Source organism: Neobacillus cucumis (assembly GCF_016908975.1).
GTDB lineage: Bacteria > Bacillota > Bacilli > Bacillales > Cytobacillaceae > Neobacillus > Neobacillus cucumis.
The window spans coordinates 152,039-167,783 of the sequence record NZ_JAFBEX010000002.1 but is presented as its reverse complement, the minus strand read 5'-3'; the positions used below and the strand labels follow the sequence as shown (position 1 = coordinate 167,783).

Sequence of the window (15,745 nt, the reverse complement as noted above, 5' to 3'; positions counted from 1 at the left end):
TTTTTTGTCTTGACACATGTAATTATTAGTAATATTTGTTTAGACTCTAGTTGATTTATTGGAAAAAGGGTACAAACCTATAGCCTGTCTCATATGGGATACATATAAATACAGTACAACAAAACAGATGGATGAATGGAAGGGAGGGACATTAGCGGAGCAACTAACATGTGGAGGTACGGTCGTCTCAGGGAAACTTCCTGAATTTTCAACTAGATGAAAGGAGAAAAAATATGGTTGATTTAACCGTTTGGATAACCATTATCACATTTTTGGTTACCCTCGGATTTATTCTTTGGAGACCTAGGGGTATCAATGAAGCTATACCTGCAGCTATAGGTGCGATTATTGTTGTCCTTAGTGGAAGTGTTTCATTATCAGACCTTGGTATCATTGCAGGCACCATAAGTGGCGCTGCCATTACTATTATGGCAACGATCGTAATGGCGATTGTTTTAGAAAGTTTTGGTTTCTTTAATTGGGTCGCAGAAAAACTTGCTGCCAAGGCAAATGGGTCAGGGATTCGTTTATTCTGGTACGTCAATCTTTTATGTTTTCTCATGACACTTTTTTTCAATAACGATGGGAGTATCTTAATCACAACCCCCATTCTAGTCATGTTATTAAACAATATGGGTATCAAGAATCATCAAAAAATCCCTTATTTACTTTCAGGGGGCTTAATCGCCACAGCTTCGAGTGCTCCAATTGGGGTTAGTAATATCGTAAATCTAATCGCGCTGAAAATCGTGCATATGAGTTTATATTTGCATACCGCCATGATGTTTGTACCAGCAACTCTTGGTTTGCTCTTGCTGGTTGGCCTGCTGTTCCTCCGATTTTACAAAGTATTGCCAAAGACCATTCCCACAAACATTCAGGGATTGTCGTTAAAAGCTTACCATCCACTCAAGCCAGTAGTTCATCATGAATCGGAAAGACAGCGTTCAAGATTCATGCGAAATGTTTTATTGTTCGTATTTGCTGTCCGAGTGAGCCTTTTTGTCGCTTCATTTGTGAACATTCCTGTTTCTCTTATGGCAGTTATCGGTTCGCTTGTCCTTTTAGGTTGGCGATGGGTTTATTTAAAAATACCTCCTGGCGATATGCTGAAAAAAACGCCTTGGTATATTATCGTTTTCGCCTTTTGTATGTATGTCATAATTTACGGTCTGAACAACATTGGTTTAACAGACTGGTTGATCACTTTTATGCAGCCAATCGTTTCTGGGAGCTTGCTACATGCGAGTGTGATGATGGGTGTACTACTATCTGTACTCTCTAATATTTTTAATAATCATCCAGCACTCATGGTTGGAACACTGACGTTAACACACATGAATCTAGATTTACTCTCCTTAAAAATCGCTTATCTGGCGAACGTAATCGGCAGCGATATGGGATCGTTATTGCTTCCTATGGGTACGCTGGCAACGTTGATGTGGATGCATATTATTAGAAAAGGAAAAGTGAAGTTCACTTGGTGGGAGTATGTGAAAATTACGGGTGTTGTGATTCCTCCTACTGTTTTATTCACATTAGTCGTTTTATATTATTGGGTTTCATGGCTTTTTGGCGGCGTACTTCAACAATAAGACTACTGATCTGAAAGGAGAAAAATCATGCCTAATGATGATTTAGAAGATTTATTAGGAAAAACAATTGAGGTGGAAATTTCAGGAGGCATTTTTCGCACTGGAACCCTGGTAGATAGTGGCTTGGACATCATCGTTCTCTATGATGGTAAAAACCAATCTTTCCTCTACATTCCCTTTATTCATGTCAAAAGATTGAAAGAAACCATTTTAGATGAAGGAGAATATTACTCCTATCAACCTCCTTCAGAAAAACCGATTGATACTGATGTTATATCTTTCCGTAAAGTTTTAACTATTGCAAAAGGTTTATTTGTTCAGGTATATGTAACTGGGAATAAATCTATTCATGGCTATTTAACTAGCATTATGAATGACTATTTTGTCTTTCACTCCCCTTTGTACAAAACAATCTTTATTTCCATGAAGCATGTCAAATGGCTAATTCCGTATCCACCCAACACAACTCCATACTCCTTAAATAGTGAAAATCTACCCCTTATATCTAAATCCACACCTTTAGCCAGGTCTTTTGATGAACAATTAAAAAAAATGGAAAATCAACTAGTCATTCTTGATAGTGGAGACCATCCCGAAAAAATAGGCTTACTTCAAAGGATTCGAAATAACAAAATCACTCTTATAACAGCTGAAGGGGAAAAGATTTTTAGAAATTTAGAGCATATCAAAACAATACAAATACCCTAACAACGAGGGTGAAGAATTTATTAAAAGATGAAAGAGTGATGTCCACATGTTTAATCAAAATGCACAAAAAGAATAATCCACCCTATGTTTGCCGACGAGGATGGATTACTCAATCTCTTTTATAGTTGTTTTTTTAGACCGTAGCATTTTAGCCACGGTCTTTTTTAATGGTGAACTAACCTACTGTTAACATATGGTTTTTTGATTCATTTTGTTCACCTTAGAAAATATTTTATTAGTATAATCTGCTCATTCTCTCCTCGAAAATGGTATTAATCAACAGTCACTGGCTACCTAAAACATCCCCTAATAAGTATCCACACTAAATATACAGATCATTTCTTGTTAACCTTACTTTAAGAAAAAGAGTTACCCCAGCTACCTCTCTTTTTGCATCTATAGCTCTGCAAATTTTATCTGTCTTGTAAAATAGGTATTCAACTAGTCCACAAATTTTGAATTTGAATAGACTAATGGTGTACCAAGACAAATTCATATGGAGGTCATTTAATGATGAAGAGAAATATGGGATATGGTGGTTTTCCCTCAAACATGCCATCAAACATGCCACCAAATATAATGCCAAATCAGATTGCCCCTATACAATCGATGCCAGCTCAATACTGCCCACCACCACCATGTCCGCCTCAATACTGTCCGCCACAAGTGTTTCCTACACAGTATGATCCGGGGCTAGTTGACCCAGCACAACAATATGTAAAAACAAATTTATTTAATAAGGTTGTCCAACACATCCATCCTTCTCATACGACAACAGTTAACAAGCTTCATATTAATCATCAACATTATTTTCCACATACAGAATCCTGTGTAAATGAATGCTGTGAAACACATACAATGTGCGGTGTTCCAGTCAACCCTTGTTGTCCTCCGATGGGACCATTTGGATTTTAGTTTCTTTTAACCCCCATTTTCGGGGGTTATTTTTTATCCATTTTTATCGTTACATATGTAGTCTTGGACGGTATCCAGAATTTTCAAATTATGATATGATTGTAACTATCACCTATTGGAAGGAGACTTTCTTTGGTTAACAATATTTTTGTCCCCATTATTACAGCTTTTCTCGGGGCTATGGTGGTATGGTTGCTAGTTGCAATTGTAAAAAGAAAAAATCGTTCATAAAGAGTTGCTAGCCAAGTAACTTTTTTTTGTTATATTAGATAATTTTGGTTAATGTTCAGCTTTATAGAATGATAATTTAAGGTAATTTTTAGTATTGTCCATGTTTCTATTCTTGAAGAAACTTATTATAGATTGGACTAGAGGTGATCGTAAAATGTATTGGACTCCTTTATTTGAAAACGACGTACCTGTAGCACGCTTCTGCTCATAATGGAGTGAAGGTGACTACATCTCTCCGTTAGGGGCATTTTCGACCTAATTAAAAAGACGGAGGGTATAAAAATGAAAAACACCATATTCGGTTCTATATATCTAGCTTTAGCATCCAGTATTTGGGGCGGTATGTACGTTGTCGTTAAAATCGTCGTTTCGGTCATACCTCCATTAGAACTTGTGTGGATGCGATATATAGTGGCTGTTATCGCACTTCTCATGATTGGCTTGATTACACGCCAAAATTGGCGGATTGAAAAACGTCATTTCTTCATAATTATAGCGATTGGAATTATTGGGAACGCGATTTCAATTGTTACACAGGAAACTGGAACAATGCTATCCTCAGCACAAATGGGAGCCATTATAACTTCTGCAACACCAGCATTTATGGTTATTTTTGCTCGCTTACTCCTGAAAGAACGGTTGACGTTAAAAAAGGTCCTCTCCGTTTGTTTAGCAACGATGGGGGTTTTTCTCATTGTTGGAGTCGGTCATATGAATTTATCCAGTAAACTTGGTGGTATTTCACTGTTAATTGCTGCTTTAACGTGGGCACTCATGTCGGTACTTGTGAAACGTGTGCCGAGTCATTATTCACAAATCGTGGTAACGACCTATTCGATCTTGGTAGCTCTAATCGTGCTGACTCCTTTTGTTATGCCACGGTTACACGCCATTAATATCTCGCAAGTAACTCATCCAACCATTTGGGGAGGAGTCTTGTATTTAGGTATTATATCAACCGCATGTGGATTTCTACTTTGGAATCGTGGTCTACAAATGCTGAATGCCTCAAGTGGAGGATTATTTTTCTTCTTTCAACCCGTGGTCGGGGCATTACTCGGATGGCTGATTCTAGGCGAGAACATAGGTGTAACGTTTTGGACAGGCTCTATCCTTATTCTTACTGGTGTTTTATTCGTGATCATCGAGAAAAAATAGTTTTAAAATAACCCCTTCAACTGAATCTGAAGGGGTTTTGCTTGTATAATTGCATACAAAAATGAATCCTAATTTTAATATACTACTCCCAAAGACGCTTCCCCTACTAAAACTATTCCAAACACCTCAGCGCAAATGATATCTAATCTATCCCCCCTTCCTTTGCATATTGTCTTAACTTTCTAGAGATAATAAGTTATCAATGTAAATGATCTCAGGTGATAAAAATGAGTGGTAACAAAGTCCCTTCAAGTGATCTGAGTTTTAATATAAAGACCTTAAAAACCATATTTGGTGATAGTTCAGATTTTCAAATAAGAGAGATTAATTTGACCAGTATAAATAAAAAGGCTGCAGTTTTGTTCATCGACGAAATCGTGGATTCAAATGCAGTTCAGCAATATATTTTAGAGCCTTTAATGACCTATAAATATCCAGTTTTCGATACTAAAGAGGAACTACTATCTTATATTGAATTAGCTGTCATTCAAACAAAAAAGATAGAAAAAGTGGAAGATTTAAGACTTGCTGCTGATGAGTTACTTTCCGGCAAAACCCTTGTCATTGTGGAAGGTATCAGTAGGTTCCTTTCTGCTGATACAACCAAATGGAACTCTCGCAATGTAGGAAGCCCTAAAGGACAACGAGTGGCTAAAGGTCCAGATGTGGGTTTCACTGAAAATAGCAGTACAAACATCTCTCTCATTCGAATGATTATCAAAAATCCAAACGTAAGAGTAACTACCAAACAATATGGAAAAAACACCCACACAGACATTTCTGTTATGTACATTGAAAATATAGTTGATAAACAAGTCCTAAGGAAGATCTTTGAACGCCTTGAAAGCCTCCAATTAGATGCAGTGTTAGAAGCAAATTATATTGAAGCTGTTCTTACAAAAGAGTCTAAGTCTTTTTTTCCACTTATGCTCAATACAGATAGACCTGATGTAGTAGCGGCCGAAATACTAGAGGGAAAAGTCGCTATCTTTGTCAATGGTACTCCTTATGTCCTGATCGCTCCCGCAGTTTTCATTCAATTTTTCCAAACACCTGAGGACTATTATTTTAGTAATACAGGTTTTATCAATACCCGCCTATTACGTTTTTGTTTATTTTTTATCTCATTGTATATTCCTGGAGTATATGTCGCCTTTATGACTTACCATGCTAACCTTTTGCCAGTCAAACTATTAGTGGGGTTTATTTCTCAGAAGGAATTGGTACCATTTACAACCTCATTAGAAGTAACGGCATTGACTATCGTAGTTATTGCAATTAATGAAAGTTCGACTCGCTTACAGCAAAACATTGCGGTTACTGTATCCATTTTTGGTGGTATTATTTTAGGGCAATCCGCTATTGAAGCACAATTAGTAGCACCTCCCAGTTTAGTTATTGTTAGTCTCACGTTTATTTTAGTTAGTGTGATCCCAATTTACCAATTGCGTATTACTGGAGCCAATATCACGCTATGTTTTGTGGCTGGTGGTGCAGCTCTTGGCTTTTATGGTATAGCATTATTGTCACTTGTCTTATTACTTCATCTTTGTTCATTGCGCAGTTTTGGAGTTCCCTATTTATCCCCCTTCGCTCCGCTTGTGGGACACGACTTAAAAGATAGCGCTATTCAACTCTCACTAACGGAAATGATTAATGATGAGTCTCAATTTAAGAAAGAAGAAATGTTGGATGAAAAAGATGAAGCTTAACAACAAGGCAAGACATACCAACTCCAAAACCCTCATCACCCTTTTTATTGCGATTGGTTTATTTATTGCCTTAATAGTCAGCAAACAGGTTCAGGATAGTTTGTTAAATAAAATCAGCATTGTTTCAGCCATTGGAATTGATAAAAATAAAAAAGGGTATCTCGCAAGCATCCAAATCTATAATCCAGCTGCCAACAGCAAAGAAGGTTCTGCTGAAACAGGTGCGTATATGTACAGTGCAACAGGAAGGTCCATCCCAGAAGCAATTGATAAAATTCATAATAAACTAGCCAGAACTATATTTTTAGACAATACGGAAGTCGTTGTTTTAGGAGAATCATTGGTAAAATCCGTAGGGATTTCTTCCCTCACAAATTTTTTTATGCGGGAATCCAATTTACCAGCCAACATCAGGTTTGTCGTATCTAAAGGAACAAAAGCTGAAAAGCTGCTTCAAATTTTTACACCTGTTCAAAAAATTTCAGGAAACCGAATGGATGAAATGCTCACAAGAAAACGAGATTCCTGGGGGAATCTAACAGATATAACCTCCAATAAAATTAAAGAAGTGTTTAGCAGAAATCGAACAAATTTAACCATACCCTATATCACTATTAAAGGAAATTCTTCAAAAGGAACCTCAAAGAGTAATATTGAAAAAGTTACACCCGATGCTGTAATTGCAATAGATGGTTTTGCCGTATTCAAAAAGGATATATTTTCATATTGGCTTTCTACTATGGAAAGTAACTTATATGCACTTACCCAATCCAAAATTCACCAAACCACATTGGTTACAGAGTGCAAAGAAAAAAAAGGATTTGTCACTTGGAAAAATGTACAAAGCAGACCAGTTATTAAAATAATTAATAAAAATGGTGTACCAACTTTTCTTCTTCAGCTAGATGTAAAAGGAAAGCTGTCTGACGTTTCATGCAATATGGACACTTCTACCGTAAAAGCGATAACCGCGTTGGAACATGAAGCAGAAATTGATCTTCAAAAACAGGTTCATCAGTTGATAGCCAAAACGCAAATGAAAAAAACGGATATTTTCGGTTTCGGGGAAGTTATGTATCGCAAACAACCGGTTTTATGGAACATGGTCAAAAATAATTGGACTTCATTGTATTCAACCGTAAAAATTGAAACAAATGTTAGGCTTGATCTAATAGATGTAGGCGACATTTCTTCGTCATCAAAATAAACCATGCATGGAAAGGATGTATAGAATGACAGTTAGATTAGCTCCAGTGGAAGTATTCTCCTTAATGATTAACTTTTTGCTTGGCAGCGCCATTGTCGTTGGATGGAACTTTGAGGCTAATCAAGATGTTTGGATGACGATTTTACTATCTTTGGGTATGGGGGTGGGGATTTTTTATTTGTTTATCCTGCTCCATTCGTTAGGCAAATGGGGAAATTTAGTCGAAGTCTTCGAACTGGGATTAGGATTGTGGGTCTCTAAAATACTAGGTTTTATTTATAGTTTATACTTTTTATACATTGCTGGCAGAGTGTTAAAAGATTTCTCTTTTTTCATAGGGGAAGTGCTCTTTCACAATATCCCTATTTGGGTGATTTCTTTTACGTTTCTTCTAGTGGTTTTTTATAGTTGTTTTCTTGGCATCGAAGCTATTGCAAGAAGTTCACTGATTTTATGCGGTTTTACAGGTGTAATCATACTCGTTCTGTTAGTATTTGGATTCCTGTCACCCTTTTTTGAAATCAGCCATTTGACGCCTGTGCTACGGACAAATTGGAAACAGGTATTGTCTTCTGTTTTTCCAACGGGAATAACCTTTCCATATGGTGAGCTTATCGTCTTTACGATGGTATTTCCCTATGTAAACAATACAAACTCTTTACGAAAATACGGATGGGTCTCAGTTTGTATCACAGGTGTAGTACTTCTTGCAGCTGGAGAAATGATATTGGGATTGTTGAGTTCTGAAACAGTCAACTTATATATATTTCCATTTGTTAAAGCCTTAGAACTGACTAGCTTCTTAGATTTCCTATCTCATTTAGAGGCTTTTGCAGTGCTCCTCAATTTAATCGGCGGTTTTGTTAAAATCTCAATCTTTATGTACGGTGGTTTAATGATCCTTTCCTACTTGTTTCCAAAAAGAAAACTAAATCAGCTAAACATAATTTCTGCGATTACTATCTTTTTATTTTCAATTACATTATCTAAAAATATTATCCAACACTTATTCATTGGATTAAAGATTGTTCCACTTTATTTTCATATACCATTGCAACTTATTATTCCTATCATCTTAGTTATAAGTTTGATTATAAAAAAATATATAGTGAAATCAATATAAGGAACACATCCAAAGCATGATTCGATCTGGAATGTTATGGAATCATGCTCCTTTGACAATAAGGTCAATTTTGTTAGAACCTTATTCAAACATTATCCTGATTATCTTCTTGCATAACTATATTAGAACTTTTCCTATGATCAAAATATTGGGAAATGTTAGTTTTAAATTCGAGATTATTTTTATAATCTTTGGAAAAAACACCAGCATAGAGAACATCTAACAGAAAACAGATGGAATCGTTTGAGCTGAAACTGCCTATTTTAGAATACAATCTTTCCCTCGTGGTAATTCGTAAAATGCAATCAGCGTATTTAGTCAGCGTATTTTCCCCAATACTGGTTAAAGCAATGACTGGTACCTTCCTTTTTTTCAAAAAAGGCAATAAACCGACAATATTCCTACTTTCCCCAGTATAAGAGATAACAATTGCACAAGTATCACTAGTCGAATTTACCGCATCGAATTGAGGATCCACTTCGCAAAGTGTGACATGTTTTCCAATTCGGTTCATATTCAATTTAAAATCATGACAAATCAATAAATTATGAGACACAGAAAATACTTTAATATGTGAAGCCTGATCCAACATATTCGTTGCCATTTGCAAATCATCATAATTTAGGAGAGACAAAGTATCGCTAATCGTTGTCTGATTCAATAAAGCCATTTTATTGGCAACAGTCATTAAACTATCCCCTTCGTCAAAAGGATAATTAGCATCAATAGATGAAAAATGACTATTTAGATATTCAATTTCAGCAAGAAAACTATTTTTTAATTCAACCCAACCGCTATATCCCAGTTTTTTCGCAATTCTAATTAAGGTAGATGGGTGTGTGTAGGTCTCTTCAGAAATTTGTTTAGTTGTTTTATCTTTGATATTCTCTCTCTGTTTAAACAAATATTCGATAATGTCCCTTTCTGATGGAGAGAAAATATCCTCTTTCATTTTCTCTGTCAGTAACATATGTAATCACCTCTAATAATAATCTAGTTTGTAAATTTCATTTACAAATTTGATTTGTTTTTGTAAATGAAAATGTAAATGAAGAATGAATTCTCCTTTATTCTATTGAATATATTTCTCTTTATTTTATACTACAGATATGAAAGGTGGAAGTAACATTTAATTACTTATCACAATCCCCTTTTCGTAAATTAAATTTACAAATTTTTTTGCTTGTTTGTAAACACAGCAAAAAAAAGGAGGAAATATAATCATGACAAAAGGTGTAAAAATTGTAACCATTGGTGGAGGCAGCAGCTATACTCCTGAATTAATGGAAGGCTTTATTAAAAGATATGATGAATTGCCAATTAGAGAAATTTGGCTTGTTGATATTGAAGTTGGGAAGGAAAAACTTGAAATCGTTGGTGAGATGGCTCAAAGAATGTGGGACGCTTCTCCATATGATGTAAAAGTTCATTTAACATTAGACCGTCGTGAAGCATTGAAAGATGCTGACTTTGTTACTACCCAATTTAGAGTTGGCCTACTAAATGCTAGAATTAAAGATGAAAGAATTCCTTTATCCTATGGCATGGTTGGTCAAGAAACAAATGGTGCGGGCGGAATTTTCAAAGCCTTCAGAACGATTCCTGTTATTTTAAGCATTGTGGAAGATATGAAAGAATTATGTCCGAATGCTTGGTTAATTAACTTCACAAATCCAAGTGGAATGGTAACAGATGCTATTGTTCGTTATGGTAAATGGGAAAAAGTAATTGGATTATGTAATGTGCCGGTTAATGCCATCATCGCTGAACCAAAATTAATAGGAAAGAAACCAGAAGAGTTAATCCATTCTTTTGCCGGTTTGAATCATTTCCATTGGCATCGAGTTCAAGATTTAACTGGGAAAGATATCACTTCTGAAATCATTGATAAAATGTATGATGGTGATTCCGGTATCCCTACCAATATTCATGCTATGCCATTCTTTAAAGAGCAATTGAAACAGATGAATCTGATTCCTTGTGGCTATCATCGTTATTATTATCGTTATGAAGAGATGTTAAACCATATGGTTGAAGAATATAACGATTCAAACGTTGGAACAAGAGCGCAACAAGTTAAACAAACAGAAGCAGAGCTATTTGAATTATATAAAGATCCTAACTTAGATCATAAACCTGAACAATTGGCTAAACGTGGCGGTGCCCACTATTCAGATGCAGCATGTGAGACTATTGCATCCATTTACGGAAATAAAAATACACACATTGTTGTTTCAACGAAAAATAACGGCGCTGTTCCGGATCTTGCTCCAGACGATGTTGTGGAAGTATCTGCTTATATTGGCTCTGCAGGAGCTAGACCGATAGCATTTGGTTCCCTTCAACCTGCTGAAAGAGGCTGGTTACAAGTAATGAAAAATATGGAGTTAGTCGTCGAAGAAGCAGCCGTAACTGGTAATTACGCACTAGCATTACAAGCTTTTATCATCAACCCGTTAATTCCAAGTGGCGAAACAGCAAAACGTGTGCTAGATGAACTATTAATTGCGCATAAAAAATATCTTCCACAATTTGCTAAAAAAATTGCCGAGTTAGAGGCTGCAGGGGTAACTGTAAAAGACGAAATAGCTAGAGATTTATCTAAAGAAGTAGTTAATGCTTAAAAAACATGAAAAGGATGCAGTATTCAACTGTATCCTTTTCTTTTTGTACTTACCCTTCTCCTCAATAGGAAAAGTGGCCTACATTGAAGCTCACGCTTTTTAAAAGCACCATTTCTATGGACGAATATTTTAAATAGTGCCCTTTGTTTTTTTGTTGTGTAACACAAAAAAGCAGCGAAATTGGACCATGCCCCCTGCTTCCTTTTAAACTATTTTTGTTGCCCCTGCCAAGGAATTTTATATTAGCACATAATGTACTAACTTGCCACCCAAATCAATCCGTTTTTGAATCATAATACTGAATGGCTTTGTGATAATCCCCTTGCGTATCAATATCCATTAATACTCCCGGGTCATTTACATTCAAGTATTCCTTTTCGAAACTATTAAGTACCGCACGCAGATTACTTTCTGAACCGGTTTCAAGAATATTCTGTTTCACTTGATTTGATAATTTAATAGGATGACCGCCTTTATATTGAAAGCTTGGAATCACTACGTTTCCTTTGTGTTCTGCTATTAGCTGAACTGTCTCTTTTTTTACGAGTGGACAATCCCCGGGTGTTATAAAGAAGGCTGAAGCCTTTACTTCGTTACAGCCCTTTTGTATCGAAGTAAACATTCCTTGATGAAAGTTTTCATTATAAACACACTTTATTTGAAATGAAAAGGCATTTTTATAGCAGATTTTCACGATTTCCTCTTCGATGAGTTCCGCTTTAAACCCAGCTACGACAATGACTTTGCTGCATATGCCTTCAAATTTAGAAATCGTTTGCTCCAAGACAGACCTTTGCCCCACTGGTAGTGTCATTTTAAATGCATCCGCTCGACTGGAATATCCAGCAGCTAAGACAATCGCATCCATTTAGTCACCCTCTATAATTCTTTTAAAAAACTTATCGTTCTGTCTCAATTTCTCTTCATGGCAACGAACATTAACCTTTTTCTGATATAATAGAGTCAAATATATAATTTTTTTAAAAGAGTTATTATGTTGAAGACTAAACTTCCATCCAATATCAAATTACGTAACATAAGGAAAACCTATCTCATTTATATGATTGCTATGATTTTTTTAGGACTTGCTTCTCGAAAATACAGTTATGCTCTGCCTTTCTTTCTGGCAGAAAATGCTGGTGATGCGCTGTGGGCCATGATGGTCTATTTTGGCTTTCGCTTCCTTCTTGTAAGGACGCCCATCAGTCTATGTATCATGTTCAGTCTATTGTTTAGCTTTGGTATTGAATTTTCTCAAATGTATCAAGCTAATTGGATCAATCACATCCGCAGTAATTGGCTTGGCGCTCTGGCGCTAGGCAAAGGCTTTCTAACGGCGGATCTTATTCGCTATACGGTTGGGATCCTATTAGCCGCCCTCTGGGATCATTTATTCTTCAAAAACCATCTATCTTCCAATTAGCAAGTTTAAAAGATTCCTTTCTTCCCTAACATTGAACTCCTTAATTTCTTTGCAAAAAAAACCGCAGGTGTGGAAACACCTACAGTCAAAGATACCGTAACCATTTTTATTTTATACCCACTGAATAGATCCAAACTCACCATGCGGATGGTTTTGCAATTTATATCTTTTATACTCATTCGCTAATTTCGATAGTGGCAATTCATAAAGCTGTCGGTCTTCTTTGTTATATACGTTAAAAAAGATTAATTTATTGATAAGTTTTTGCCGCTTTTTTTCATCGTTATTTCTCATCAGAAACACTCCTTTAGTTTTACAAAAACTTCGCTTGAATACAACAACTTTAAATTTGTTTATTAGATTAATATTATTATAAACCCATAATTCCTATCTGTAAAGTATGAATTAAATCAAAATAAATAAGACACAATCATCATGATAGCGCCTTCTTATTTTCCCAATGAACATTTATATTGCATTTTTAATTAAGAGTGCAACTTAAATCGTTTTTCTTCTATTATAATATGTACCATTCCATCATCGAAAACGTGACGGAATGGTACCTTTTTTTGGCATTTCAAATACAAATGGGATATTGGTGCTTCTTCAGGAAAGATTGCCAGTATTCTGAGCTAGGCTTCCTTTAGGTTGCATCAAACGTTTTGTTTACTTCCATTTACCGGTTAATATCTCTGTTCGATCCGTTGCAGGAGAAGGTGTTCTTGATAAATTGGAAATTTCAGCGTATATTTCTTCTGACATATTAAAATCAGCCGCTGCTAATGAATCTTCTAATTGTTCTAAATTACGTGCACCAATGATAGGAGCAGTAACAGCTGGATTAGCCTTTACCCAAGCAACTGCTAATGTTGCAGGTTTCACATCATGCTCTTGTGCATATTTGGCGAACCGTTCAGCCGTAACAAAATCTTCATCAGCACCGTAACGGTCACCGTATCGGGCATTCTGGACAAGGCGGCCTTGCTCAGGACGTTTATTCACTCCATATTTTCCAGAAAGAAGTCCAGCACCAAGTGGGCTGTATGTAATGACTCCTATTTGTTCGGACGTAGCCATTGGTAAAATTTCAACCTCTGCTTGGCGTTTAACAAGGTTATACATAGGTTGGATTAGTTCAAAACGAGCAAGTTGCTCTTTTGCAGAAATTCCTAATGCCTTAGTGATTTGCCATGCTGCCCAATTGCTAACTGCAGGGTAAAGAATCTTTCCTTGGCGCTGTAAGTCATCGAGTGTTTTTAGCGATTCCTCGATTGGAGTTAGTTCATCAAAATCATGGACGAAATAAAAATCAATATAATCCGTCTTTAAACGACGCAGGCTATTTTCAATCCCTTGCATCATATGTTTTCGGGACAAGCCTCTCGCATTCACATCAGCCCCCGTGTTCCAGAACACTTTTGATGTTAGGACGATAGAATCACGCTCATGTGCAATGCATTCACCTAAAATTCCCTCGGAACGTCCATAAACATCGGCCGTATCAAAAAAGTTGATACCAGCTTCCCGACAACGTTGATACATGGCTTTAGCTGTTTCATCATTAGCGTCTCCGCCAAAAGACATAGCACCAAAACATAAATTTGAAACCTGAATTCCTGTTTTTCCTACTGTACGAAATTCCATAATGCCCTCCAATATTTATTCATTTTTTTAAACGGTGGTTAATCACGTTTTGCTACATACTTCAACCAAAGCCCACCATCATCCAGTTTTTCAACTTCCTTTAAGAAGAAATTTACTGGATGCTGCTTTGTTAGATAAGAGCTCGTCTCAAATAGCGTTACTGAATTCGATGCCCCATCAGCAATTGGAACTAAAATTAGGCTCAATTCATCAATTAATCCTTCATTCAATAAGGAGCCATTTATAAAGCCCCCACCTTCTAGCATTAGTTCATCGATTGAAAATAGTTTTTTGAGTTTTTCCACGACAACAGTAAAATTTAATCGTTCTTTTCCGCCGAAAATATAAGATATACCTATTTTTTTCAGATGAGCTAAGTAAGCATCAGATACTTGCTCTGTAAGGACCTCTATTATGTGGTCCTCCAACCTATCCTCATTCCATGGCGCAATTGAATTTTCTGTCCATCCTAGTTTTCCGGTAGGGTCTACTGCTATGACATAACTTTTTACATCTTGATTTGCTACATAATCCGTTCTGGGGATCGTCGGAATGTTATCGTGGTTTAAATCTAATTGATGTCCGAAAGTAAAGTGTTCCTCCATGGTAACCCTTCCACACATCCATGCTTTACATCCGTAACGTCCGTGAATTTTTTCGTATTCATCTGTAAAATACGCTGCTCGTTCTTCCTTCAAATAATCTCCTATGATTTTCCCATCCAATGAAGTTAACATATGGCAGATTATATATGGTCTTTCCATGTGTATTTCCCCTTTAAGTGATAAAATACTGCCTCCAAAGTGTGTATAAGTGGCATCTAATGTGCTTAACCTAAGCATTATTAATAATGTTAACGTACCGCGAGAGCCTTTATTTCGTTGTTCAATGCATAAGCTACGTAATCTTTCGCACTTTGCTCAAGCTGCTCGTTGGACATTTCCCACACTCCGTACACTATAAATGGGCTCAAATAGCGGGTGCCGATCAAGTTGCTAGTCGCCTGAAGAGGTCGTAACAGCTCCGGAACGGTATATTTATGCCTGCCGGTTGGCGTATAATATTCTTCTGTTCCAGCTGTGGAAACAGCTATCAGCAGTTCCTTGTTATGCAGTTTATCCCCATTGCTTCCATAAGCCCATCCGTAGGTAAGGACTTCATCTTCCCATTTTTTCAATAAAGCAGGGGTGCTGTACCAATAGAAAGGAAATTGAAGTACCATACGGTCATGCTGTTCCAATAGCCTTTGCTCTGCTGCCACATCGATTTGTTCATTTGGGTAAGCCTCATAGACTCGGTGAACAGTAACGTTCGACTGCTTCTCCATTTCTTCCGCCAAACGGCGATTAATCCGAGAATTAGTAATATCAGGGTGAAACACAAGAACTAACGTTTTCATTTAACA

At 36.5% G+C, this 15,745-nt stretch carries 15 protein-coding genes; 9 read left to right on the top strand and 6 right to left on the bottom strand.

From position 1 onward, the window contains the following. Positions 1-233 precede the first annotated feature (233 nt). The 7 genes from JOC76_RS02925 to JOC76_RS02895 all read left to right on the top strand — a co-directional run bounded on the left by JOC76_RS02925 (position 234) and on the right by JOC76_RS02895 (position 8,649). Complete coding sequence (locus JOC76_RS02925) at positions 234-1,595, top strand: arsenic transporter (protein WP_205176324.1); 1,362 nt, start codon at positions 234-236, stop codon at positions 1,593-1,595. A 27-nt stretch (positions 1,596-1,622) separates the two neighbouring features. Continuing rightward, positions 1,623-2,303, top strand: coding sequence for a YwrJ family protein (locus tag JOC76_RS02920; protein ID WP_205175931.1), 681 nt, complete (start codon positions 1,623-1,625; stop codon positions 2,301-2,303). A 510-nt stretch (positions 2,304-2,813) separates the two neighbouring features. After that, positions 2,814-3,218: a CotD family spore coat protein gene (locus JOC76_RS02915; RefSeq protein WP_275591317.1), complete on the top strand. Its 405-nt coding sequence runs from the start codon at positions 2,814-2,816 to the stop codon at positions 3,216-3,218. A gap of 513 nt (positions 3,219-3,731) precedes the next feature. Further along, the gene (locus JOC76_RS02910; RefSeq protein ID WP_205175930.1) at positions 3,732-4,607 is read left to right on the top strand and encodes a DMT family transporter; all 876 of its coding nucleotides are present in this window, start codon (positions 3,732-3,734) and stop codon (positions 4,605-4,607) included. Between the two features lie 227 nt (positions 4,608-4,834). Then, positions 4,835-6,319 carry a spore germination protein gene (locus JOC76_RS02905; protein ID WP_205175929.1) on the top strand — a complete coding sequence of 495 codons (1,485 nt, stop codon included), beginning with the start codon at positions 4,835-4,837 and terminating at the stop codon, positions 6,317-6,319. Beyond that, on the top strand, positions 6,300-7,526 hold the full coding sequence (locus tag JOC76_RS02900; RefSeq protein ID WP_205175928.1) for a Ger(x)C family spore germination protein: 1,227 nt from the start codon (positions 6,300-6,302) through the stop codon (positions 7,524-7,526). Before JOC76_RS02905 ends, JOC76_RS02900 begins: the two co-directional genes overlap by 20 nt. A 25-nt stretch (positions 7,527-7,551) precedes the next feature. Further along, positions 7,552-8,649 (top strand): GerAB/ArcD/ProY family transporter, encoded by a 1,098-nt coding sequence (locus tag JOC76_RS02895; protein WP_205175927.1) that lies wholly within the window; start codon positions 7,552-7,554, stop codon positions 8,647-8,649. An 85-nt stretch (positions 8,650-8,734) separates the two neighbouring features. On the opposite strand, the gene JOC76_RS02890 is transcribed toward JOC76_RS02895, so the two are convergent. After that, entirely contained in the window at positions 8,735-9,619 is an 885-nt protein-coding gene (locus JOC76_RS02890) for a MurR/RpiR family transcriptional regulator (RefSeq protein WP_205175926.1), read from the bottom strand. Positions 9,620-9,872: 253 nt separating this feature from the next. Between JOC76_RS02890 and JOC76_RS02885 the strand changes: the two genes are divergently transcribed. After that, a complete protein-coding gene (locus tag JOC76_RS02885; RefSeq protein ID WP_205175924.1) occupies positions 9,873-11,273 on the top strand; it encodes a 6-phospho-beta-glucosidase in 1,401 nt (466 codons plus the stop codon). A gap of 274 nt (positions 11,274-11,547) precedes the next feature. On the opposite strand, the gene JOC76_RS02880 is transcribed toward JOC76_RS02885, so the two are convergent. Beyond that, the gene (locus tag JOC76_RS02880) at positions 11,548-12,141 is read right to left on the bottom strand and encodes a nucleotidyltransferase family protein (protein ID WP_205175922.1); all 594 of its coding nucleotides are present in this window, start codon (positions 12,139-12,141) and stop codon (positions 11,548-11,550) included. Between the two features lie 126 nt (positions 12,142-12,267). Here JOC76_RS02880 and JOC76_RS02875 point away from each other — a divergent pair, with 126 nt between their 5' ends. Beyond that, positions 12,268-12,696, top strand: coding sequence for a ribosomal maturation YjgA family protein (locus JOC76_RS02875; RefSeq protein WP_205175920.1), 429 nt, complete (start codon positions 12,268-12,270; stop codon positions 12,694-12,696). A 111-nt stretch (positions 12,697-12,807) separates the two neighbouring features. Here the strand turns inward: JOC76_RS02875 and JOC76_RS02870 are convergent, their stop codons facing one another. The 4 genes from JOC76_RS02870 to JOC76_RS02855 form a co-directional block, all read right to left on the bottom strand. After that, positions 12,808-12,990, bottom strand: coding sequence for a Fur-regulated basic protein FbpA (locus tag JOC76_RS02870; RefSeq protein ID WP_205175918.1), 183 nt, complete (start codon positions 12,988-12,990; stop codon positions 12,808-12,810). Between the two features lie 372 nt (positions 12,991-13,362). Beyond that, positions 13,363-14,340 carry an aldo/keto reductase gene (locus tag JOC76_RS02865; protein ID WP_205175916.1) on the bottom strand — a complete coding sequence of 326 codons (978 nt, stop codon included), beginning with the start codon at positions 14,338-14,340 and terminating at the stop codon, positions 13,363-13,365. A 38-nt stretch (positions 14,341-14,378) separates the two neighbouring features. After that, positions 14,379-15,104, bottom strand: a complete 726-nt coding sequence (locus tag JOC76_RS02860; protein ID WP_205175914.1) for a dihydrofolate reductase family protein — start codon at positions 15,102-15,104, stop codon at positions 14,379-14,381. A gap of 89 nt (positions 15,105-15,193) precedes the next feature. Beyond that, the gene (locus JOC76_RS02855) at positions 15,194-15,739 is read right to left on the bottom strand and encodes an NAD(P)H-dependent oxidoreductase (RefSeq protein ID WP_205175912.1); all 546 of its coding nucleotides are present in this window, start codon (positions 15,737-15,739) and stop codon (positions 15,194-15,196) included. Between the last annotated feature and the right edge of the window lie 6 nt (positions 15,740-15,745).

Coding starts and splice junctions, on each gene's coding strand:
- JOC76_RS02925 (WP_205176324.1), top strand. CDS start 234: ATGGTTGATTTAACCGTTTGGATAACCATTATCACATTTTTGGTTACC.
- JOC76_RS02920 (WP_205175931.1), top strand. CDS start 1,623: ATGCCTAATGATGATTTAGAAGATTTATTAGGAAAAACAATTGAGGTG.
- JOC76_RS02915 (WP_275591317.1), top strand. CDS start 2,814: ATGATGAAGAGAAATATGGGATATGGTGGTTTTCCCTCAAACATGCCA.
- JOC76_RS02910 (WP_205175930.1), top strand. CDS start 3,732: ATGAAAAACACCATATTCGGTTCTATATATCTAGCTTTAGCATCCAGT.
- JOC76_RS02905 (WP_205175929.1), top strand. CDS start 4,835: ATGAGTGGTAACAAAGTCCCTTCAAGTGATCTGAGTTTTAATATAAAG.
- JOC76_RS02900 (WP_205175928.1), top strand. CDS start 6,300: ATGAAAAAGATGAAGCTTAACAACAAGGCAAGACATACCAACTCCAAA.
- JOC76_RS02895 (WP_205175927.1), top strand. CDS start 7,552: ATGACAGTTAGATTAGCTCCAGTGGAAGTATTCTCCTTAATGATTAAC.
- JOC76_RS02890 (WP_205175926.1), bottom strand. CDS start 9,619: ATGTTACTGACAGAGAAAATGAAAGAGGATATTTTCTCTCCATCAGAA.
- JOC76_RS02885 (WP_205175924.1), top strand. CDS start 9,873: ATGACAAAAGGTGTAAAAATTGTAACCATTGGTGGAGGCAGCAGCTAT.
- JOC76_RS02880 (WP_205175922.1), bottom strand. CDS start 12,141: ATGGATGCGATTGTCTTAGCTGCTGGATATTCCAGTCGAGCGGATGCA.
- JOC76_RS02875 (WP_205175920.1), top strand. CDS start 12,268: ATGTTGAAGACTAAACTTCCATCCAATATCAAATTACGTAACATAAGG.
- JOC76_RS02870 (WP_205175918.1), bottom strand. CDS start 12,990: ATGAGAAATAACGATGAAAAAAAGCGGCAAAAACTTATCAATAAATTA.
- JOC76_RS02865 (WP_205175916.1), bottom strand. CDS start 14,340: ATGGAATTTCGTACAGTAGGAAAAACAGGAATTCAGGTTTCAAATTTA.
- JOC76_RS02860 (WP_205175914.1), bottom strand. CDS start 15,104: ATGGAAAGACCATATATAATCTGCCATATGTTAACTTCATTGGATGGG.
- JOC76_RS02855 (WP_205175912.1), bottom strand. CDS start 15,739: ATGAAAACGTTAGTTCTTGTGTTTCACCCTGATATTACTAATTCTCGG.